This is a genomic window from Aliidiomarina quisquiliarum, from assembly GCF_023922585.1.
GTDB lineage: Bacteria > Pseudomonadota > Gammaproteobacteria > Enterobacterales > Alteromonadaceae > Aliidiomarina > Aliidiomarina quisquiliarum.
Window position 1 is genome coordinate 143335 of record NZ_JAMFTN010000010.1, and the last position, 21923, is coordinate 165257.

The 21923-nt window shown below is 48.7% G+C and carries 18 protein-coding genes and 2 tRNA genes; 12 read left to right on the forward strand and 8 right to left on the reverse strand.

The features are described 5' to 3' along the window. Nucleotides 1-3: 3 nt before the first annotated feature. Nucleotides 4-2073 (reverse strand): excinuclease ABC subunit UvrB, encoded by a 2070-nt coding sequence (gene uvrB / locus M1L23_RS01510; RefSeq protein WP_420840618.1) that lies wholly within the window; start codon nucleotides 2071-2073, stop codon nucleotides 4-6. After that, nucleotides 2070-3440 (reverse strand): MATE family efflux transporter, encoded by a 1371-nt coding sequence (locus M1L23_RS01515; RefSeq protein ID WP_252625264.1) that lies wholly within the window; start codon nucleotides 3438-3440, stop codon nucleotides 2070-2072. Before M1L23_RS01515 ends, uvrB begins: the two co-directional genes overlap by 4 nt. Before the next feature lie 215 nt (nucleotides 3441-3655). On the opposite strand from M1L23_RS01515, the gene M1L23_RS01520 reads away from it, so the two are divergent. From M1L23_RS01520 to M1L23_RS01530, 3 genes are all read left to right on the forward strand, one after another. Then, nucleotides 3656-4840, forward strand: a complete 1185-nt coding sequence (locus tag M1L23_RS01520; protein WP_252625265.1) for a pyridoxal phosphate-dependent aminotransferase — start codon at nucleotides 3656-3658, stop codon at nucleotides 4838-4840. Nucleotides 4841-5619: 779 nt separating this feature from the next. Beyond that, a tRNA-Asn gene (locus M1L23_RS01525) sits at nucleotides 5620-5696 on the forward strand. 54 nt (nucleotides 5697-5750) lie between these two features. Beyond that, nucleotides 5751-5827, forward strand: a tRNA-Asn gene (locus M1L23_RS01530). A gap of 66 nt (nucleotides 5828-5893) precedes the next feature. Here the strand turns inward: M1L23_RS01530 and M1L23_RS01535 are convergent. After that, nucleotides 5894-6490 (reverse strand): phosphatase PAP2 family protein, encoded by a 597-nt coding sequence (locus tag M1L23_RS01535; RefSeq protein WP_274707207.1) that lies wholly within the window; start codon nucleotides 6488-6490, stop codon nucleotides 5894-5896. 189 nt (nucleotides 6491-6679) lie between these two features. On the opposite strand from M1L23_RS01535, the gene rsxA reads away from it, so the two are divergent. Genes rsxA through nth form a run of 7 tightly spaced genes read left to right on the forward strand, consistent with a single transcriptional unit; the run spans nucleotide 6680 to nucleotide 12881 of the window. Next, entirely contained in the window at nucleotides 6680-7258 is a 579-nt protein-coding gene (rsxA, locus tag M1L23_RS01540) for an electron transport complex subunit RsxA (protein ID WP_252625267.1), read from the forward strand. 2 nt (nucleotides 7259-7260) lie between these two features. Next, the gene (rsxB, locus tag M1L23_RS01545) at nucleotides 7261-7893 is read left to right on the forward strand and encodes an electron transport complex subunit RsxB (RefSeq protein ID WP_252625269.1); all 633 of its coding nucleotides are present in this window, start codon (nucleotides 7261-7263) and stop codon (nucleotides 7891-7893) included. Then, nucleotides 7890-9770, forward strand: coding sequence for an electron transport complex subunit RsxC (rsxC, locus tag M1L23_RS01550; protein ID WP_252625270.1), 1881 nt, complete (start codon nucleotides 7890-7892; stop codon nucleotides 9768-9770). Before rsxB ends, rsxC begins: the two co-directional genes overlap by 4 nt. Continuing rightward, a complete protein-coding gene (gene rsxD, locus M1L23_RS01555; RefSeq protein WP_252625271.1) occupies nucleotides 9767-10840 on the forward strand; it encodes an electron transport complex subunit RsxD in 1074 nt (357 codons plus the stop codon). The genes rsxC and rsxD overlap by 4 nt, the downstream gene beginning before the upstream one ends. Continuing rightward, entirely contained in the window at nucleotides 10840-11493 is a 654-nt protein-coding gene (gene rsxG / locus M1L23_RS01560) for an electron transport complex subunit RsxG (protein ID WP_252625273.1), read from the forward strand. Before rsxD ends, rsxG begins: the two co-directional genes overlap by 1 nt. A 4-nt stretch (nucleotides 11494-11497) precedes the next feature. After that, nucleotides 11498-12208, forward strand: coding sequence for an electron transport complex subunit E (locus M1L23_RS01565; protein WP_252625274.1), 711 nt, complete (start codon nucleotides 11498-11500; stop codon nucleotides 12206-12208). Between the two features lie 34 nt (nucleotides 12209-12242). Then, entirely contained in the window at nucleotides 12243-12881 is a 639-nt protein-coding gene (nth, locus tag M1L23_RS01570) for an endonuclease III (RefSeq protein WP_252625276.1), read from the forward strand. Nucleotides 12882-12892: 11 nt separating this feature from the next. Here nth and M1L23_RS01575 read toward each other — a convergent pair whose 3' ends face one another. Next, on the reverse strand, nucleotides 12893-13804 hold the full coding sequence (locus M1L23_RS01575) for an OmpA family protein (protein WP_252625277.1): 912 nt from the start codon (nucleotides 13802-13804) through the stop codon (nucleotides 12893-12895). Nucleotides 13805-13915: 111 nt separating this feature from the next. Here M1L23_RS01575 and rnt point away from each other — a divergent pair, with 111 nt between their 5' ends. Next, on the forward strand, nucleotides 13916-14587 hold the full coding sequence (rnt, locus tag M1L23_RS01580) for a ribonuclease T (RefSeq protein ID WP_252625278.1): 672 nt from the start codon (nucleotides 13916-13918) through the stop codon (nucleotides 14585-14587). Here rnt and M1L23_RS01585 read toward each other — a convergent pair. Both M1L23_RS01585 and M1L23_RS01590 read right to left on the reverse strand, forming a co-directional pair. Next, nucleotides 14584-16797 carry a sulfatase-like hydrolase/transferase gene (locus tag M1L23_RS01585; protein WP_252625279.1) on the reverse strand — a complete coding sequence of 738 codons (2214 nt, stop codon included), beginning with the start codon at nucleotides 16795-16797 and terminating at the stop codon, nucleotides 14584-14586. The genes rnt and M1L23_RS01585 overlap by 4 nt on opposite strands. 9 nt (nucleotides 16798-16806) lie before the next feature. Next, nucleotides 16807-19044, reverse strand: a complete 2238-nt coding sequence (locus M1L23_RS01590; RefSeq protein ID WP_252625280.1) for a multiheme c-type cytochrome — start codon at nucleotides 19042-19044, stop codon at nucleotides 16807-16809. Nucleotides 19045-19223: 179 nt separating this feature from the next. Between M1L23_RS01590 and dbpA the strand changes: the two genes are divergently transcribed. After that, nucleotides 19224-20615, forward strand: coding sequence for an ATP-dependent RNA helicase DbpA (gene dbpA, locus M1L23_RS01595; protein ID WP_252625281.1), 1392 nt, complete (start codon nucleotides 19224-19226; stop codon nucleotides 20613-20615). A 92-nt stretch (nucleotides 20616-20707) separates the two neighbouring features. Here the strand turns inward: dbpA and M1L23_RS01600 are convergent, their stop codons facing one another. Next, nucleotides 20708-21313: a peroxiredoxin gene (locus tag M1L23_RS01600; RefSeq protein ID WP_252625282.1), complete on the reverse strand. Its 606-nt coding sequence runs from the start codon at nucleotides 21311-21313 to the stop codon at nucleotides 20708-20710. 63 nt (nucleotides 21314-21376) lie between these two features. Continuing rightward, entirely contained in the window at nucleotides 21377-21736 is a 360-nt protein-coding gene (gene grxD / locus M1L23_RS01605) for a Grx4 family monothiol glutaredoxin (protein ID WP_252625283.1), read from the reverse strand. Nucleotides 21737-21923: the final 187 nt, after the last annotated feature.

Here is a 21923-nt window from a genome sequence, read left to right on the forward strand (position 1 = left end):
GTATTAGGTACCATAGGTTTTGAGCGCTTCGCGTAATTCATTTAATTCGTCACGCATGGCTGCTGCTTTTTCAAATTCTAAGTCTTGCGCGGCTTTATACATACCCCGCTCTTGCTCGGCAATTTTATTTAACAGCTCTTTTTCTGTTCGGTACGTTCGCATGGTTACAACTTTGCGCGCTTCTTGTTCGCGCTCACGGCGTTTCTTGCGATTCGGGTCGCCGCCCATATCCATTACATCTGTAATGCGTTTATTTAATCCTGTTGGTGTTATACCGTGAGCTTCGTTGTGCGCCATTTGCTTTTGTCGGCGTCGATCAGTTTCGTCAATGGCCTTTTGCATCGACTTAGTAATACGGTCGCCGTACAAAATTGCTTTACCGTTTAAGTTACGCGCCGCACGGCCAATGGTTTGTATAAGCGAACGTTCCGAACGTAAAAAACCTTCCTTATCTGCATCTAGAATAGCCACCAACGACACTTCTGGCATATCTAAGCCTTCACGCAGCAAGTTAATACCAATCACCACATCGAATTCGCCTAAGCGGAAGTCGCGAATAATTTCCATTCGCTCTACGGTGTCTATATCTGAATGTAAATAACGTACTTTAATACCGTGCTCGTCTAAATAGTCGGCTAGGTCTTCCGACATCCGCTTGGTTAACGTAGTAATCAGTACCCGTTCATTTTTTGCTGTACGCAAGCGAATTTCCGACATTACATCGTCCACTTGGGTTGCTACCGGCCGTACTTCAATTTCCGGATCAATCAAGCCCGTTGGCCGTACCACTTGTTCAATAATTTCGCCGCCACAACGCTCTAGCTCATAATTACCCGGCGTGGCCGACACATAAATGGTTTGTGGCGAAATGGCTTCAAACTCATCAAACTTTAAGGGGCGGTTATCCAGTGCCGACGGCAACCGAAAACCATAGTTCACCAAGTTTTCTTTACGCGAGCGGTCGCCCTTATACATGGCACCAATTTGCGACACGGTTACGTGCGACTCATCCAAAATTAGCAAGGCATCGTCGGGCAAATAGTCCATTAAGGTTGGTGGCGGCTCGCCCGGTGCCCGGCCCGATAAATAGCGCGAATAGTTTTCAATGCCCGAGCAATAGCCAAGCTCCAGCATCATTTCAATATCAAACTGAGTACGTTCGCGTATACGCTGCTCTTCCACCATTTTCCCGGTGCTTATATATTGCTCGCGGCGCTCTTGTAGTTCATTTTTTATATGTTCAATGGCGTCAACAATTTTTTCTCGGGGGGTCACATAGTGGGTTTTCGGATACACCGTATAACGGGCAATATCGCTTTGAATAATTTGCCCTGTCAGCGGTTCAAAAATAGAAATTCGTTCTATTTCATCGTCGAACAGCTCTACTCGCACCGCAAGCTCGTCTGATTCGGCAGGGAATATATCTATAATTTCGCCCCGCACCCGGTAGGTACCTCGCGCAAAGGCTTGGTCATTACGAGTGTACTGCAAGGTGGCCAAGTTTCTCAGCATATCGCGCTGATCGATAATGGCGCCACGGCGTAAATGCAGCATCATTTTCATATACGACTCAGGATCACCCAAACCATAAATAGCCGACACAGACGCAATCAAAATAACGTCACGGCGCTCCATTAACGCTTTGGTGGCCGACAGCCGCATTTGTTCGATATGTTCGTTAATGGCCGCGTCTTTTTCGATAAAGGTGTCGGTGGTTGGCACATAGGCTTCGGGCTGGTAGTAGTCGTAATAAGAAACAAAGTATTCCACCGCATTATTGGGGAAAAATTCTTTCATTTCACCATATAACTGCGCCGCTAGGGTTTTATTATGAGCCATAATAAGCGTAGGTCGGCCAGTATTGGCTATTACATTAGCCATGGTAAAGGTTTTCCCCGAGCCAGTTACCCCAAGCAACACCTGCCCTGCTAAACCCGCATCAATATTGTCCACCAACTTTTGAATTGCTGCCGGCTGGTCGCCCGCTGGTTGGTAGTCCGACACTAAGTCGAAGGGTCGCCCCTGCTCTGGTACCAAGGCGGCAACCGCTTGCTGTTTACTGTTTTCACTCACTTCACTGCAACCTGTAGCTGTTTTAACTCGGCGCCACTGGTGCGCATAAACCAATTGTACGACACCACGCCAGTAATTATATTAGCCAAAACACCGCCCATAAATAAACCCGGCAAGCCGGCCAGCGCATTACCAAGAATAGACAAAGGCACAAAGGTAACAAATAACCGTACCACGCTTAACGAAAGCGCATGCATAGGTTTGTGCAACGCGTTTAGCGACGAGTTAGTTAAAATAATCCAACCTTGCAAACCATAACCTAAGGGCATGATCCACACGAACAAGGCCAATACCTCGGCCACTGCTGCGTCGCGGGCAAAGGCTGTTTGTATGCCTGGCAACAACAATAGCAGTAATAAGTAAATGGCTAGCTGCAACCCAAGAATAAAAAACAACGAGGTTTTATAAGCGCTGCGCACCCGCTCCATATTGCCGGCACCAAAGTTCTGGCTAATAAATGGCGGTAAACTCATCGACAAGGCCAAAATAACCACCGAGGCTAACGACTCTAAGCGAATACCTACCCCAAACGCCGCCACTGCAGGCGCGCCGTGGGTGGCTACAATGGCAGTTAATACCGCCATTGCTAAAGGCGTTAACATATTAGCCCCCGCAGCAGGTAAACCTATGCTTAATAAGCGCTTAGCCGAGCGAATAAAAATAGCCAACACCGGTGGGCGGCCATCAATCAGCTTTCTGCGCCACACCAGCCAGTAAATAATTAAACTAAAACCAACTAGCCAAGAAATTACGCTAGCTAGGGCCGCACCCTGAATACCCAAAGCAGGGAAAGGCCCCAAGCCAAAAATAAGCAGGGGGTCTAGTATGGCATTCAACAAACCACCAAGGCCCATAATTAACGACGGCGTTTTGGTGTCGCCCGACGCCCGCAGCACACTATTACCTACCATAGGCACAACTAACAGTACCGCGCCAGCATACCAAATATACATATACTGCTTAATCAGCGGCATTAATTCGGTGGTGGCACCCAGGGTGTGAAAAATAGGCTCGGTCAGGAAAAATAGTAACAAAGCTAAACTACCCACCAACAACGCTGCTAAATATATAGCGCTACTACCTACCTGGCGCGCTCCTACTTCATCATTGCTACCTAATTTGCGCGCCATCACCGCCGAGGTGCCAATACCTAAACCTATCGTTAGGCTGATCACCGTAAAGCTAACGGGAAAAGTAAAACCTACTGCGGCTAATTCTTCAGTGCCTAAAAAACTAATGAAAAGCGTATCGATAAAATTAAAACTAATTAGGGTGGCAACACCAAAAATAACCGGCCAGGTCATCGACCAAAGAGTTGGGGCAACGGGGGCGGTCAGCATGGCGCGAGGCGCCGTGGCTGAAGACATTCGAACTCCTCTATATGTTTCACTTTGCCAGTTCTGCAACAAACAGGATTACGGGGGCAAAAACATTGTCACGTATAGTACTTAAAATAGCCCTTAAATACCAATGAAAGCGCCCCGCCGACTAGACTTTTTAGCCCTGCACACATATAGTCTGTGGTGCTTTTTCATTGGGTTTTCAGCCTTTCCAACCATCAACTACGTAGTTAGGTATCTTTGTGGATTACAAACTTTCTCACCGAGTCAACGCTATTCAACCTTCTCCTACGCTTGCTGTCAGTCAAAAGTCGGCCGAGCTTAAGGCACAAGGGCACAATGTTATTGGTCTTGGCGTTGGCGAGCCCGACTTCCCAACCCCAGACTTTATTTGTGAAGCGGCTAAAGTAGCCATCGACAACCGTTACACTCGTTACACTGCCGTCGACGGTATTCCTGCACTTAAACAAGCGATTATTAATAAATTTAAGCGCGACAACAAGTTAGACTACAAACCAAATGAAATTTTAGTTTCAGCCGGTGGTAAGCATTCTATTTTTAACTTGCTTACCGCGTGGATCAACGACGGCGACGAAGTCATTATTCCGGCCCCTTACTGGGTGTCGTACCCCGACATGACCACCTTGCTTGGGGGTGTACCGGTCATTGTTGAAGCAGGTATTGAGCAAGCCTATAAAATCACCCCGGCACAATTAGCTGCGGCCATTACCCCTAAAACCCGCATGCTGTTTTTAAATAGCCCTTCTAACCCCACCGGCATGGCCTACACCGCCGACGAGCTTCGTGGTTTGGCCGACGTATTACGCCAGCACCCTCATGTACTTATTGCTACCGACGATATGTACGAGCACGTGCTCTGGAGCGACGAGCCTTTCCATAACATCCCAATGGTTGCCCCCGACTTAATGAATCGCACTGTGGTACTTTCTGGTGTGTCCAAGGCCTATGCCATGACCGGTTGGCGCATTGGTTACGCGGCAGGCCCTGCCGTTATCATTGCAGCCATGAAAAAAATTCAATCGCAAAGTACTTCTAACCCTTGTTCTATTGCCCAATATGCGGCTTTAGCAGCACTAGAAGGCGACCAAAGTTTTATTCAAGAAATGGTTACCGAATTTAAAGGTCGGCATGAACGTTTGGTGAAAGGCTTAAATTCTATTCCTGGTATCAAGGCCATTCCAGCAGACGGTACTTTTTATAGTTTCCCGAATGTTGAAGAACTTATGGCGGCCAAAGGCGTAGCCACCGACGTTGAGCTGTGCGAGCTATTACTTGAAGAGCAAAAAGTTGCCCTGGTACCAGGCACCGCCTTTGGTGCACCCGGCCACTTCCGCTTGTCGTTTGCAGCGGCCCAAGAGGTACTAGACGACGCCGTAAAGCGTATTGCAGCCTTTGCCGCAAACTAAGTAACACCACTTAAATGGTCTAGCTAAACCAACTTAGGCACTCGTAGGTATACCACCTTTGAGTGCCTTACTTTTAGGAATACACCCTACCCAGCCTAAATCTTGCCTAGAAGGCAGCCAAATACATACTGCTCGGCTGCAATCCTCGCTTTCTTTACCAGCTAATTTCATTTTTCCCCTTGCACCTAAACACTTTTCTTTACTGCAATTACCACCTACGACAGATTTTACTTGTGTTAACAACATGTAGCCCGTAAGCGATCGCTTACCCCACATCTATGCATAGTTTTCCACCGATCCGCCGAGTTAATACACAATAATGTGAATTACATACTTGCATCGTGCTAACAATAGGCGGGCTCTTTACTTTTTCGTTGACAATACATAACGCATTGATATTTAAGGGTAATAATTTTCATGCCAAGTTTTTAATTATTTCAAAACTCCGCTATATCCCGCACCAGTCCTAATCTCCCACAGACTTAACCACATAGTTATCCACAGAAACAGTGGATAAGATCCGCTAGCCCACACCACTCAAGCCTTTTGCCTGTATGTGGACAAAAGCCGAGTTAAAATGAGTTAGTACTACAAAGTGTATGAAAGCGAAGCAGGCAAGGGAAAGTGTAAAAACAGGTAGGTTTGCGGTTAAAAATACACCTAACGCCTGAAAATGTATGTTTTTCCTCCAGTTGAACCACTTATTATCAATTTATTGTGTTTCAATGGTTGACAGTATAGCTCTCTCCCTTTAACATTCTGCCCCGTTGTTAAGCGATTCCCCAGTAGCTCAGTTGGTTAGAGCGGTGGACTGTTAATCCATGTGTCGTTGGTTCAACTCCAACCTGGGGAGCCATCGCTAACAAACGCCCTTCTTATTCAGAAGGCAATAACAAATGCTTCCAGCAATTCCCCAGTAGCTCAGTTGGTTAGAGCGGTGGACTGTTAATCCATGTGTCGTTGGTTCAACTCCAACCTGGGGAGCCATTTTCATCCTTCTGCTTCACTTATTAAAACTTACTTTAATAGCTTGCCAATAAGCCCAATGGCGGCTTACTGAATCAGCGCTATAAACAGCACGCCAATACTGGTACCTAGTAAAGCACCTGCTATTACATCGCTTGGGTAATGCACCCCAAGCGCAACCCGCGACATAGCCACTAGCACCGCCCATAAATATACGGCACTCGACCAAATGGGAAAGCTAGTCACCACCAAAATGGCAAATAGAAATGCGGCCGTAGAATGGCCAGAAGGGAAACTAAATTGATCAGCCGGGGTAATCACCGGTTTAAAGCTAGGCCGCGCCGCAGGTCGATCGCGCTTTAACACTTGCTTCAGCCCAATAAACAAGGGCACTTCAATAGCAAAGGAAAAAAACAGGCGCTGCACAAACAGCCAGCTGCCTTCTACTGTGGCAATGACCGCCAATAAAGCAAACAGGGCGTAGTAAGGGCCATCGCCACTGCGTGAAAACCAAAAAGCTAACCGAGTTTTACGCAGCGCTGAGGTTTTGTGAAACAACCAATAAAACGCACGCTCATCTAGCGCCCGTAAGCGGTTAAATAATTGAATCAGAACAAACTCCTTGCAGAAAATGATAGGCTTGCCGTATTGCCTGCAGCCCCCAACCTTAAACTGAGGTAGCAAACCCACCGTCACAATGAAGGCTAACGTGCAGATAGTAGCGAAATCTTTGCGAAAGCGCTTGTGTAAAAACAGTTTGTTGGTAAAAAGCATCACAGCGAAAGTTGTGTATCCGAGCTTAAAGCAGGATAATAGCAATATTCATATTCCAGAAGCCGTTGGCTTCGTCACTAACGCGAACAATGTAGTTTCATGACTGAAATTTTGCTTCTACTTATAGCAACGGTGTTGGTAAACAACTTCGTTTTGGTACAGTTTCTAGGTTTGTGCCCGTTTATGGGTGTGTCTGGCAAACTTGAAACAGCCATTGGCATGTCAGCAGCAACCACCTTCGTGCTTACTCTCGCTTCTGTTTGTAGCTACCTAGTGAACCATTATATTTTAATTCCTCTCGATTTAATGGCCCTGCGCACCCTTAGCTTTATTTTGGTTATTGCCGTAGTGGTGCAGTTCACTGAAATGGTGGTGCACAAAGCTAGCCCTACCTTATACCGTCTACTTGGCATCTTTTTACCCTTAATAACCACCAACTGTGCGGTACTTGGGGTGGCATTACTGAATATTTCTAAACAACACAACTTTGTTGAATCTATTTTTTATGGTTTCGGCGCTGCCCTCGGCTTTTCCTTAGTGCTTATTTTATTCTCAGCCATTCGTGAACGCATTGCCGCCGCCGACGTGCCCATAGCCTTTCGTGGCGCCGCCATCGGCATGATTACCGCAGGTCTTATGTCTTTAGCCTTCATGGGCTTTAGTGGGCTGGTAAGTTAGCTATGATTTGGTTCATTGGAATTATTACCTTAGCGGTTATGGCCTTGGTTTTTGGCCTTATTCTAGGTTTTGCCGCGATTCGATTTAAAGTGGAAAGCGACCCGCTGGTTGATCAAATCGACGAAATTTTACCCCAAACGCAATGTGGCCAATGTGGTTACCCGGGTTGTCGCCCCTACGCCGAGGCCATTGCCAATGGTGAAGATATCAACAAGTGCCCGCCCGGCGGCGAAGCCACTATTCAAAAATTAGCCGACTTAACCGGCCGTGAAGCCAAACCTCTCGACGCCGCCCATGGCGTTGAAGACGTAAAAAAAGTGGCCTTTATTCGCGAAGACGAATGTATTGGCTGCATGAAATGCATACAGGCCTGCCCTGTCGATGCCATTATTGGTGCTACGCGGCAAATGCATACTATTATTGCCGACGAATGCACCGGCTGTGACCTATGTGTCGAGCCCTGCCCCGTTGACTGTATTGACATGATCCCCGTTGCAACTAAAACCGAACGCTGGCGGTGGGACTTACACAGTATTCCAGTTACCATGGTTAACCCTACAGAAGTTAACCCCGTAGAAGTTACCCCCGCCAAGCCTCATGAAACCACCCCTAGCAGCACGCAGGTGAAGCCATGAGTAAAGATAATAGCCCAGTGAAGCTCTGGCGTTTTCATGGCGGTGTACAGCCTCCAGAGCGCAAAGCGCTCGCTAACACTACTCCCATTCGTACCTTACCCCTGCCCAAGGTGCTGTACATACCCCTGCGCCAGCATATTGGTATGTCGGGTAGCCTTTGCGTGCAACAGGGTGAGCGGGTACTACGTGGCCAAGCGCTAACCGAACCAGGAGTTTACGGCGGCTTACCCATTCATGCGCCAACCTCGGGCCTTGTGGGCGAAGTGGTTGAACACCCAAGCAATCATCCGTCGCAAATTCCCGAGCCCGCATTAACGCTAATTCCCGACGGTGAACACCAAGCCATTGAATTTCAGGGGCTAGCAAACCCTACTGCGCTTAGCTCGCTCGAGCTAATTCAGCATTTACATCATGCGGGTATTGCCGGTTTAGGTGGTGCAGGCTTTCCCACGGCACAAAAACTAACCTTAGCCCGCACCATAGAATTGCTAATTATCAATGGGGTGGAATGCGAACCCTATATAGTCTCCGACGACCGCCTTATGCGCGAACATGCGGCCACTATTATTCGGGGCGTGGTTTTACTGCAACATATTTTGCAGCACCAACAGCAAGCACCTGAAGCGGTTATTGCCGTAGAAGACAACAAGCCAGAAGCAGTGGCGGCACTAACCGCGGCCCTTGGCAATGAACACCCAAACATTCGGCTGCAAGTTATTCCCACGTTGTATCCTTCTGGTGGGGAAAAACAACTTATTCAAGTGCTTACCGGCAAGCAAGTACCCGCCCGTGGCTACCCCGCCGACCTTGGTATTTTAATGCAAAACGTGGGCACTGCTTTTGCTATCGCCACCGCTATCGATCAAGGCCAACCGCTGATGGAACGGGTAGTAACCCTTACGGGTGAAGCCTTCCAACAGCCAGGTACGGCCTGGGTATTACTGGGTACACCAATTCAGCACCTGCTCGAATGTGGCGCCCTCGAACCAAGTGCGCAGCAACGTATTATAGTCGGTGGCCCCATGATGGGTTACACCGTGGCCGACCCGCGCACGCCCATTATTAAAACCACCAACTGTATTTTAGCCCCCAACACAGTAGAGCTTCCGGCCGCCGGAGCAGAAAGCCCTTGTATACGCTGCGGCATGTGCGAACAAGTGTGCCCCGCTTCATTGTTACCCCAGCAATTACTTTGGCTAGCAAAAGCCAAAGACCACCCTGGGCTGGCCAAGCATAATTTAGCCGACTGTATTGAATGTGGCGCCTGTGCTTATGTGTGCCCCAGTGAAATTCCCTTGGTGCACTATTACCGCAAAGCCAAGGCTGAAGTACGTGAAGAAAAAATTGAGCAGCAACAATCTGAAATTGCTCGGTTACGCTTTGAAGCCCGCCAAGAGCGTTTAGAACGCGAAAAGCAAGAGCGCCTTGAACGCCATAAACAAGCAGCTAAAGCCCGTGAAAAAGCCCTCGCCGAACGGGCCAAACAAGCGGCAGCAACCCCCGACAGCACGCCCACAGCAGCTACGGGAAAAACCTCAGCCGACCCTATTCAAGCCGCCATTGCTCGTGCTAAAGCTAAGCGCGCCGCACAGCAAGCACAAGCCGAGCCCAGCACTAACGAAGCCGCCGAGCTCGATCCTCAAAAGGCTCGGGTTGCTGCCGCCATTGCCCGTGCTAAAGCCAAGCGCGCTGAACAACAGCAACAGGCCGAACCCAGCAACGCCAGTGCCGCTGAACCTGTCGAACTCGACCCACAAAAAGCTCGGGTTGCCGCAGCGGTTGCTCGCGCCAAAGCCAAACGCGCTGCCATGGCAGCTGAGTCTGCAACAACCGACGATAACAACCCAAAACCAGCAGGGGACCCTAATAAGCCATGAGTTTTTATATCGCCTCATCACCCCATAGCCATTTCAACCGCACCACGCAAAACATTATGCAACTGGTGCTGTTTGCCATGGTGCCTGGGGTTATTGCACAGCTTTATTTTTTCGGTTGGGGCGTGCTCTTTCAACTTACACTGGCCATTAGTGTGGCGCTATTAGCTGAAGCAGCCGTTATGTTATTACGCGATCGCCCCATCAAGCCGGCCTTAAACGACTATTCCGCGGTGGTTACGGCGGCTTTATTAGCCGTAAGTATTCCGCCTTTAGCCCCTTGGTGGCTTATTGTGGTTGGTACTTTGTTTGCTATTTTGGTGGTTAAGCACGTTTTTGGCGGCATTGGGCAGAATATTTTCAACCCAGCCATGGCCGCCTACGTTATGTTGCTCATTTCATTTCCTGTGCAAATGACCTCATGGATGCCACCTGCCTTACCGGGCTATACAGCGCCCAATTTTATAGACAGCCTTTGGCTCTTTTTAACCACCTTCACCACCGACGGTTATAGCCTTGAACAAGCCCGTTTAGTTGAACTTAGTGGCAGCCTCGACGCCATGGTTATGGCAACCCCGCTAGACTATATAAAAACTGAGTTAGGCCAAGGTTATACCCTGCAAGAAACACTACAAAGCGATTTATTTTCGATATTTGCTGGGGCCGGCTGGCAGTGGGTTAATTTTGCCTATTTAGCCGGTGGGTTAATACTGTTACAACAGCGGGTTATTACCTGGCACATACCAACCGCTTTGCTGGGTACAATTGGCCTCGGCGCTATTATTGGCACTATAGTTGCGCCCGACACCTTACCTGGCTTTAATATTCATGTGTTAAGCGGTGGCGCTATGTTAGCGGCATTCTTTATAGCTACCGACCCAGTTTCAGCTGCCACCTCGAACAAAGGCAAAATTATTTATGCGGCCTTAATTGGCGCACTCATTTATATTATTCGCACCTGGGGCGGCTACCCCGACGCAGTGGCTTTTGCTGTTTTATTAGCCAACCTATGTGTGCCTGTTATCGACCAATACACGCGCCCAAGGGTATACGGCCACGGGGGAGCACGTTGATGATTTTATCTGCTATGGGCCGTAACGGTGCCATTCTCGCTGCTTTTGCAATTGTTGCCACCGCGCTGCTTATGTTTACTCAATACCTAACCGCCGACCGCATTGCCGCACAGCAGCGCAACGAACTTATGCGAACCCTCAGCGAGCTTATTCCAAGCGACAGTTATAACAACGACTTATACGCCGACTGCACGGAAATAATCGAGCCAACAGTGTTAGGTAATAAATTGCCACAGCCCATATATCGCGCGCGGCTTAATGGTCAGCCCGCTGCGCTAGCAGTGCGCACCACAGCGCCCGACGGCTATAGTGGCGACATTCACTTGCTGGTAGCCATTGGCCATACTGGTAAGGTGCTAGGCGCCCGTGTGTTAGACCACCGCGAAACGCCAGGCTTAGGCGACAAAGTTGACCCTCGGCGCAGCGACTGGATTTATTCTTTTAGCAATGAACGGGTACGTGATGCGAACGACCCACGCTGGCAAGTACGCCGCGACGGTGGCGCCTTCGACCAATTTACCGGGGCTACTATTACGCCACGAGCTGTTATAAATGCCATTCAGCGTACTGTAGTGTGGGTGAATGAACATCAGCCTATGCTTTTTCAAGCCCCTATTCAGTGCACTAACAATGCACCCATAACCGAGGAGTGAAGCCATGAGTGAGGTAACAACACCTAGCGAATACAAAACCCTCGCCCGCGGCGGCCTTTGGGAAAACAACCCTGCTTTAGTGCAGCTGCTTGGCCTATGCCCGCTCTTGGCGGTTACCGGCACCGTTACCAACGCACTTGGTTTAGGCTTAGCCACCTTGCTGGTTCTTATGGGTTCAAACATTACCGTGTCTTTGGTGCGTAACTGGGTACCGAACGAAATTCGTATTCCGGTGTTTGTTATCGTTATTGCCACCTTTGTTACTTTTGTGGAATTAATGATGCACGCCTTTACCTATGGCTTATTTACCGCCCTAGGTATTTTTATTCCGCTTATCGTTACTAACTGCGCCATTATTGGCCGCGCTGAAGCCTATGCTTCGAAAAACCCATGGCATAAGGCCGGTTTCGACGGTTTAGTAATGGGCAGTGGCTTTGCCCTTGTGCTTATTCTACTAGGCGCCATGCGGGAAATTATTGGCCAAGGCACCCTGTTCGACGGGGCCGAATTATTACTTGGCAATTGGGCCGCCGGCCTGCGTATTGAATTAATCCAGTTCGACTACCCTATGCTACTCGCCGTATTACCCCCGGGTGCTTTTATTGGCATGGGCATGATGATAGCAGTGAAGAATATAATTGATCGCCAGCAACGGGAAAAAGCGGCCAAAGCGCCTATTGAAAAGGCTCAGCGAGTTCGGGTAACAGCACAATAAATAACAGCAGAGGTATAAAGGGCACTACAACGCAATGAACCAACAAAAACGTATTGAAATACTAACGCGGCTGCGCGACAACAACCCCAACCCCACCACCGAGTTGAATTTTTCCAACCCTTTTGAGTTGCTCATTGCGGTGTTATTGTCGGCACAGTCTACCGACGTGGGCGTGAATAAAGCCACTGGGCCCTTGTTCGCGGTAGCGAATAACCCTGCCGACATGCTGGCTTTAGGCGTTGACGGGGTGAAAGACTATATAAAAACCATTGGCTTATTTAATACCAAAGCCGAAAACGTCATTAAAACCTGTCGTATTTTAGTCGAGCAGCATAATAGTGTGGTGCCAGAAAGCCGTGAAGCCCTTGAAGCCCTGCCTGGCGTAGGGCGGAAAACCGCTAACGTGGTGCTTAATACCGCCTTTGGCTGGCCCACCATTGCCGTCGACACCCATATTTTTCGGGTCAGTAACCGCACCAAGTTTGCCCCTGGCAAAAACGTCGATCAGGTCGAGCAACGGTTATTAAAGGTGGTCCCCGCTGAATTCAAGCTCGACGTACACCATTGGTTTATTTTGCATGGCCGTTACACTTGCATAGCCCGCAAGCCACGTTGTGGCTCGTGCATTATTGAAGACTTATGTGAATATAAAGACAAAGTAGAAATAGAATAGCCGTTGTTTAATTAACGGCTACTCAGTAGGTTTTGATCAAACGGACGACTAATTTGCACTACCACGCGGCGGTTTTGACTGCGCTCTAGTTCGTTTTCGTTACCTGCCGTATGGCGCATTTCACCATGGCCCTTAATCGATATTTGGCTTTCTTGTAGCCCTTGCCCAACCAAAAAGTCTTTCACCGTTTGCGCCCGCGACACGGACAACACTTGGTTTTCTTCGCGGCTACCATAAGCGTCGGTATAACCTGCTAGCAATACCAATTCAATGTCTTGGTCGTAGCTTAAATATTCGCCAACGCGTTGTAATTTCCGTTTCGAGCCATTGGTAAGCTCGGTCGACTGCTCTTCGTAATTTAATACGGTAAACGCAATATCGTCGAAACCAAAGGTTAATAACCCCGACACACACTGCATAAAGTCGTCGTAGCGCTGTTGAAAGTTCACCGCCGAAATACCCACCTGCACCGTGTCTGCATTGTTATGCCAGTCGGTGTAGGCAATGGTTGGCATCATGCCCTTTTCTAGCTCCGTTAACAGCACCCACGACATTTGTTTACCCAGTTCGCTATCGTACTGTCGGTACAAGGGTAAAACGCCTAACAGGCGCGGGGCTTGGTTAGCGCGCCAGCTAGGGGCCACACTATACACTTGTGCTTCGCTATAGGTGTCGGGTAAACGGTGCATGCCCAATACCACGCGCATATTTAACTCGCGGCTTGCTTCACTTTCAAAGCGAACTTGCCCATAGCGAGGTATGTCATGCTCTAACGTGCACTGCAGCGGTGAATATTCGCTTACTCGCCATTCAGAACGTTCAAAACCCGCACTATAAGAGCGTGCGGCGGCATAAGCGTCTGCACCCAAAATATAAGGCATCGCCGTTACACTTAGCGCCAACACTAGCGTTCGAATTTGCATGTTAAACCCTTTTTAATTCTATCTTACTTAGGGTATCGGCATTTATGCTCTGTCCTTTAGCATTCAGAACACCTTTCTGTCATACTTCTCGGGCAATTTTAAGGAGTATGCATGGCCGAACACGAACAACTCATGAAGTCGCGCTTCCGCGGCTACTTACCCGTCGTTATCGACGTGGAAACCGGCGGTTTTAACGCCAACACCGACGCCTTATTGGAAATAGCAGCTGTATTACTCGACTTCGACAGTAACGGTAACCTATACCCAGTGGCCACTCACCATGCCCATATCGAGCCCTTTGAAGGTGCCAATATTGAACAGGCGGCCATCGACTTTAATGGCATCGACCCCGACAACCCACTACGTGGTGCCGTACCTGAAAGCGAAGGCTTACGCGACATCTTCAAAGCTATTCGTAAAGCTCAGCGCAAAGCCGGCTGCCAACGTTCGGTATTGGTCGGCCATAATGCCACCTTCGACCATGGTTTTGTTATGGCGGCAGCAGAGCGCAGCAAGTTAAAGCGTAATCCGTTCCACCCCTTTGTCACCTTCGACACGGCCGCCCTTGCTGCTGTTGCTTTAGGCCAAACCGTATTAATTAAAGCTTGTGAAGCGGCACAAATACCCTTCGACTCGAAACAAGCCCATTCGGCCATTTACGACACCGAGCGTACCGCCGAACTATTTTGCTGGATTGTAAACCAGTGGAAAGACCGCGGCGGCTGGCCACCCATTATCGACACCAAAACCGGTTCACAAGCAACTACCAACAACTCAATTTAGCTACCACATACGGTGCCTAAAGCCGCCTCGATAATGGCTAGGTCTTGGGCATCGGTAACACCATCAAAGTTTACGTCATACCAGCTCGAGCCCTGCCAACCGGTAGCAATAATGCTGTGGTAGTTAAGCACATCACGTTGGTCTACTTTACCATCACCATTACCATCGCCGGGGCAATCTGGTTGCGACGCCATAATTTCCGCTAAAGCCCCCTGCAAGGTTGCATAAACCGTTTGTAAGGCTTCACTTAACTGGGCAACCCCTGCTTCACCTTGGCCAACTAATAAGTCGCTATCGGCCGTGTCTAGCTGTGGCGTAGCCGCTTGGTCAACGGCATACAGTTCAATCGAAAATATGTCTTCGTAACTATCGGTGGCGGGCACATAGTCTAACGCATGGTTGCGCACTAATTTATAATTGTCATTCCGAATAGCCTGATAGCGCGACCAGCCCATGGTTAGTTTATTCGTGTCATAACTTGCCGGATCAGCATTGTAAATGGCTTGGTTCACCTGCCAACATTGCAATAACTCGCCCGACTGATAGGTATTCACCACTACCGGATCGTCAGCCCCTTGCCCCCACCACACGCCACCGTTGTCTTCACATACCGACTTGCTGGTTGGGGTATGGGAACATTGAGTAGTAAAAGCACAGGGACCATTGCGGCCTGCATTTTGCTGAATATTTAACGCACCCTGGGTAAAGTTATAGTCGCGTAAGCTCGCTTGGTTTGCATTTTCTAGGTAAGCAAGCAAACCAACACTGTCGGGGGTTGCCGCGGCCACTATCGCTTCATCAATTCCTGCTACTTGTGCCAGTAAGGCATACACATCGGTGGCATTTACCATGTGCTCTACATTACGGTCGGGGCTAACCACCTGTTCGCCAGCCACAATCAGCGGCACCCACACCCCTGTTTGGTATGCCGAACCCTTTGCTCGTGCAGTATCGAAGGGCAGTTTCACTGTGGGCCCAAACGAACCATTATCGCCCACCACAATTACTAGGGTATTACTTGCTGGGTTGTAAACTAGTTCGCCGGTGTCATTTTCGGTGGCAATGCCCGTTGCCAACATTAACTTGGCCAGGGCCTTGTCTAACCCTTCAATCATGGCGTCGGTTAAGTGGCGTGCATTAAGCAAGTTCACTGGGGCTAAACTACAATTCGGTAATAATTGTTGCTGCCGTTGAACACTCAATAACTCGGCCGGTGGGTGCTGCAACGGCGTGTGCGGCGAACTAAAACTTAAGGTGGCCATCCAGGGTTTGTCGCCTGCTCGGCTTTGAATCCATTCAGTGGCAGCTTCAGCTTCAATAATCGACCGAAAACCGCGGCCACGGGCATCGGCTAAGGGTACATTTTCCACCCCAGCGGCACTGGTAATTACTAGCTCCGACACATAATGAGCATTTTGTTGGTTAAAATTAACCTGTGCGGGAGGCTGTGCTTGGCACGTTGCCTGGGGCACCAATACGCCGCCTTTGGTTAAACACTGTAGGCCTGCGGAATCGCCATGAATACCACTGTGCAGCTGCTCGCAACTGTTGGGCGTATAACAAGCACCACTATTGGCACCATGTACTGGATCTTGGGCTAACGAGGGTACAAAACCACAACTATAGGTACCCGGCGGGGCAATACCTCCTGCCGTGGTATCTAACGACGCCGGCAAGCCACCTAACCAACCATAAAAGTAGTCCCAGCCTAATTGGGTTGGGGTGTTGTATTCAAAGGGGTTAAGTTCTGGACCACCAAGGTGAAACTTACCAAACATGGCATTTTCATACCCGGCCAACTGCAATAATTTAGGCACCGTTAATGTATAGGGCGACAGTTGCGAATTGGCTAAGTCGTTGGGGCCCAAGGCTTGGTACATATTAGTACGCAATGGGTATTGGCCCGCTAGTAACGCGGCCCGCCCGGGTGAGCACTCTGGCATCGACCAAGTATTGCGAAATCGCACGCCAGCTTTAGCAATAGCTGCAATGGAGGGAGTGGCCGGCGGCACTAGCCCGCCGTAGCCCATAATCTCCATTTGGTCGATACCCACATCGTCCATAATCACTAGCAATATATTTGGTTTAGTCGGCTCGACAACAACCACCTCTTCTTCAACGGGCGGTGGTTCCGACGCCTGTTTCGTGTCATTACAACCTACAACTAACACCACACTTACTAAAAAAGTTAATAATGTTACGCCCTGCATAATTTACTCCTAATCACTTAATGTTATTTCTAGAAAAGGATCAAATGGATTAATACGCTGTAAGTCATCAAGCAGCTTTATTCGTTCTGCGCTATTGCCGCTGTATTGCAATAAAGCCAAGCGCAATTGGCGTTGATGCGGGTTAATAGCCAAGGCTGTTCGCAAAATAGCTAACGCCTCTTGCTGTGCACCGCTGTCGTAAGTGGCAACCGCCAGTACATAGGCATATTGGCTGTTGCCAGGGTCTAAACTATAGGCCTGCTGCAAATGTGTTATCGCCAAGGCTAAGTTACCTTGTCGCACTTGGCTTAAGGCCATGGCAAAGTGCAATGCCGCCGAATTAGGCTGACGCTGCAACTGCTGCTGCAAAAATTGCAGTGCCTGAGTTGGGTTTTGCACTTCAAGCCAATCGGCCCAGGCAATCATTGCCGGTATATAATTACTGTTGCGCTGTAAGGCTAACTGTAGGCTTGCCCCCACTTGGTGCTCGCGGCCAGTTAATTGGTACACACTGGCTAAATTAAAGTGCCCTTGTGCCGTTGCTAAATGGCGCTGCTGTAATTGCTCATATTCCATTAATAACGCCGGTGCAACGGGCTGTTGCAAGCCTATTAGCTGTTCCGCGGCGGTTACTCTTACGGCAGTGGCTTGGTCTTGTAACCAGCGCGGAAACTGCCCTTGCAACCAGGCAAAAGGCATCAGTGCGGTGGCGGCTTCTATAGCTGCGCGTCGTAGCAACGCATGCGAATGGTTGGCATAGCGCAGCACTAATTCTTGCGCCGCACTCGACGGGTAGTTTGCCAGCTCGGTTAATAAAGCCGCTAAACGAATGGGTGGTTGTTGCTCTTGCTGTAACTGTTCAAGTAACGCTTGGGCGGCACCTTCTTCACCCTGCCGGGCCATAAACAAAGTTTTGGCATAGCCGCCATCTCGCGCTTGCGCCGCAGGATACCACTGCTGAAACTGGGCAATAATAGCCGCTGGCGCTTGCTCTTGGTGGCAGCCTAAGCAGGCATCGGAATGGTTTAACTGCGCTGCTTGGGCAGGGTTTGGTGAAGAAAAGCTATGGTCATGGCGATAGTCATTACCCATATAGGTGCGGCCTGGCATGTGGCAGCTAGTGCATTGGGCGCCAACTGAATCAACGGGGTGAAAATGATGCTCGCTACTGGTGTAGTCTTTGCTTTGTAAACGCTCGGTATTTAGCCCCGGGCGCGCAGCTTGCCCTTGCGGGTTGTGGCACTGACTACACACGGCATTGCCAGGGGCCCGCAAGGCGCCACTATGGGCATTATGGCAGTCACTACATACCACGCCCGCTTGCTGCATGTTACTTTGCACAAACGAGCCGTATTCAAATACTTCCTCAAGTATTTTGCCGTCTACTTCATATAAGTCGGCACTTAATGGGCTGAGTAAAAACTGCTCATGCACATCGGTCTCAGGGCTAAAGTCAGTAAGCTCAATGCGCCGACTATGGCACTGGGCACAACTATTTAATTGCGTTTCAGCTTGGTTCAACGACACTTTAAAGCCTTTTAAGCCGTGCTCTGGCATGGGTTCTGCCGTAGCTGTTTTGGCCCAATTTACATGCTCCGCAGCAGGCCCATGGCAGCTTTGGCAACCAACGCCTAGTGCCTGCCAAGTGGAATTGAAACGGTCCGTATTCGGGTCGTAATTGGCTTGGTAATTGGTAACATGGCAGCTAATACACTGCGTATTCGCCATATGTAGCGGTTGTTGCCAATGCAACGGGTGGCTCGTATCGTTCGCCTGTTCAGGATATAGGGCAAACCATTGTTGCAGCTCCGTGTCCCAGGCTTGCCCAAAGGCTTGCCAACGGCCTCGCTCTGTCGCCACTAAATATTGCTGCAAAGGCTGCCAACCAAAGGTATAAGCCACCGGAAAATGCTCTCGTTGACCATCGCCAGCCGGGCTAGTTAGCCAGTAATGCTGATCTTTTTGATAAAATCGGTCCGTATTGAATTGCCCCCGCACATAGTCTGGCGTGGCTACTGCCATTGCCATAGCATGGTCCGAACGCTGCCATTGTTGCACGTACTGTTGGTGACAACTGCCACACTGTTGCTCGTTTACCCAAGCAAACTCGGGCTCGGCTAGTTTTTGCCCAGCTAATTTAGCCTCTACTCTTTTAGGCGCAGTGAACAAAGTTACAGCTAAATAAACAACTACAGCCGTGGTAAGTAATACTCCAACGCCTCGAACAATATTTTTACGGGTAAGCATATAAATTTCCGCTACCACCACATGGTTAGTTTTTCACCAGCAAGTTAAGCTATTAATGTTCACTAAGTCAACTAATACCACCGTATTGCTAGCACAGAACTCTGTTATACTAGTTCAATCATAAAACTAAACGCGACCGTTGTTTGCCGCTCGTGCCTATAAAAGCTGATCTAATCACTATGTCTGAAGTAATACCCACGCCAGCGTACTTTAACCATTTGCCACTGAACCAAGCGCTGCTCAACAGCGTTGCAGCAGCAGGGTTTCAGCACATGACCCCAGTACAAGCCCTTAGCTTGCCTACTATTTTGCAAGGCAACGACGTTATCGTGCAGGCCGAAACCGGCTCGGGCAAAACCGCCGCCTTTGCCCTTGGTATTTTAGCCAAGCTCGAATTAGCGCAACTATTACCTCAAGCCCTGGTACTTTGCCCTACTCGTGAACTAGCCGAGCAAGTGGCTGAAGCTATTCGAGGCCTGGCAAAAACCATGGCAAACGTAAAAGTACTCACCTTATGTGGTGGTGTGCCCGTTCGGTCACAAATAGCCTCGCTGGAACACGGCGCCCATATATTAGTTGGTACGCCTGGTCGTATTTTGGACCACTTAGGCCAAAACAGAATTGACTTTACTAAATTACATACGCTGGTTTTAGATGAAGCCGACCGTATGTTAGAAATGGGCTTTCAGGATGATCTCAGCGCAATTATTGCCAAAACACCAACCGCGCGACAAACACTGCTGTTTAGTGCAACTTACCCTTCTGGAATTCAACAACTCAGCCAAGGCGTGAGCAAAAACGCCAACCATATCGAAGTCGCCAGCACCCAAACGCAAGTTAACATTACCCAGCATTTTTATGATGTAAGCGACACCTCGGAAAACTATGCGGTCGAGCAATTATTATTAACTCAACAGCCCAGCAACTGTATTGTGTTTTGCAACACCCGCGCCGAAACCCAAAACATAGCTAATCAGCTCAAAAATAAAGGCTTTAGTGCACTGGCATTGCACGGCGACTTAGAACAAAAAGAACGCGACCAAACCATGGTGCAATTTAGTAACGGCAGCGCCCGTATTTTAGTCGCCACCGACGTTGCTGCACGTGGTCTCGATATTGCTGAACTCGACTTAGTAATAAGTGTCAATATGGCCCATGATCTCGACACCCACACCCACCGTATTGGCCGCACAGGTCGTGCCGGCGCCGAAGGCTTAGCCATTACCTTAATTGCCCAGCAAGACGATTATAAAATGCGCTTATTAGAAGACACCCTAAGCGCCCCTATTCAATTACTGCCATTACCTAGCGCCCCAAGTGGCAATAAACCCTTAGCAGCAGAATTTGTTACTTTGCAATTAAGCGGCGGTAAAAAAGACAAATTGCGCCCAGGTGACATAGTAGGTGCGCTTACACGCGACAAAAAACTAACCATGGCCGACATTGGTAAAATAAAAGTGCAAAGCAACTGGGCTTTTGTGGCAGTAAAAGTAAGCCATGCCAAACATGCTTTAGCATTACTAAATGGCGATCGGATTAAAGGCAAACGTTTTCGTACTCAAGCACTGTAAACACTATATTAGTGCGTGCACTGAAAATAGTTCACCAAAAAAAAAGTCGCCCGCAGGCGACTTTTTTTAATACTTACTTAGTAGCAGTTAGCTTATAGCTTGTCTGCGTTTTTAGTTAGGTAAGCAGCAACGCCAGCAGCGTCAGCTTGCATACCTTCGTCGCCTGCTTTCCAACCTGCAGGGCAAACTTCACCGTGCTCGTCGTGGAAGTTTAGCGCGTCTACCATGCGTAACATTTCGTCAATATCACGGCCTAATGGCAAGTCGTTTACTACTTGGTGACGTACCACACCTTCTTCATCAATTAAGAACGAAGCACGGAATGCTACGCCAGCTTCAGGATGTTCAATGTCGTAAGCTTTAATAATTTCGCGCTTAATGTCAGCAACAAGAGGGTATTTCACTGGACCAATACCACCGTCTTCAACAGCCGTATTGCGCCATGCACTATGGCTAAACTGTGAATCAATTGAACAACCAACTACGACCACACCACGCTTTTCAAAATCAGCTAAACGCTTGTCGAACGCAATCAGTTCTGAAGGACAAACGAAAGTGAAGTCTAATGGGTAGAAAAACAAAACTGCCTTTTTACCTTTAATAAAATCACTAAAAATGAAGTTCTCAACAATCTCACCGTTACCCATTACGGTAGCAGCCGTGAAATCAGGGGCCTGGCGGCCTACTAATACAGCCATGTTTAATCTCCATGTTTAACTAGTTAATGTAAAAAATAATAAAACTGCGAATTTATTTGCAAATTATTCCGCTGCCGACTCTTCTGGAGCTGCATCGGCAATAATAGTTTGCAATTCACCCTGCTGGAACATTTCTAAAATAATGTCACAGCCACCAATTAACTCGCCTTTTACCCATAGTTGCGGGAAGGTCGGCCAATTAGCAATTTTTGGTAACTCAGCGCGAATATCAGGATTCTGCAAAATATCCACGTAAGCAAAAGGCTTACCGCAATTCATTAACGCTTGCGAAGCCTGCGATGAAAAACCACAGCTTGGCAGCTTAGGTGAACCTTTCATATATAAAAGAATTGGATTTTCAGCTATTTGCTCTTTAATGCGTGTATGTACTTCTTGCACCTGATCTGCGTTTTCATTCTGCATTGTCTCTTACTCCGCTCCAAATCGGTCAACGAGCTTTATTGTAACACAGACTATTTGTGTTCGCGCCCTTGAAATATACTACCACTGCCCATATATCTAAAGGAGTACGCAAAAAAACTTTAGCCCTAGAGGTACACCCTTTAAGTGCGCTATACTGAATCGCAAGGGTCGTGTGCTGTTATTCTTC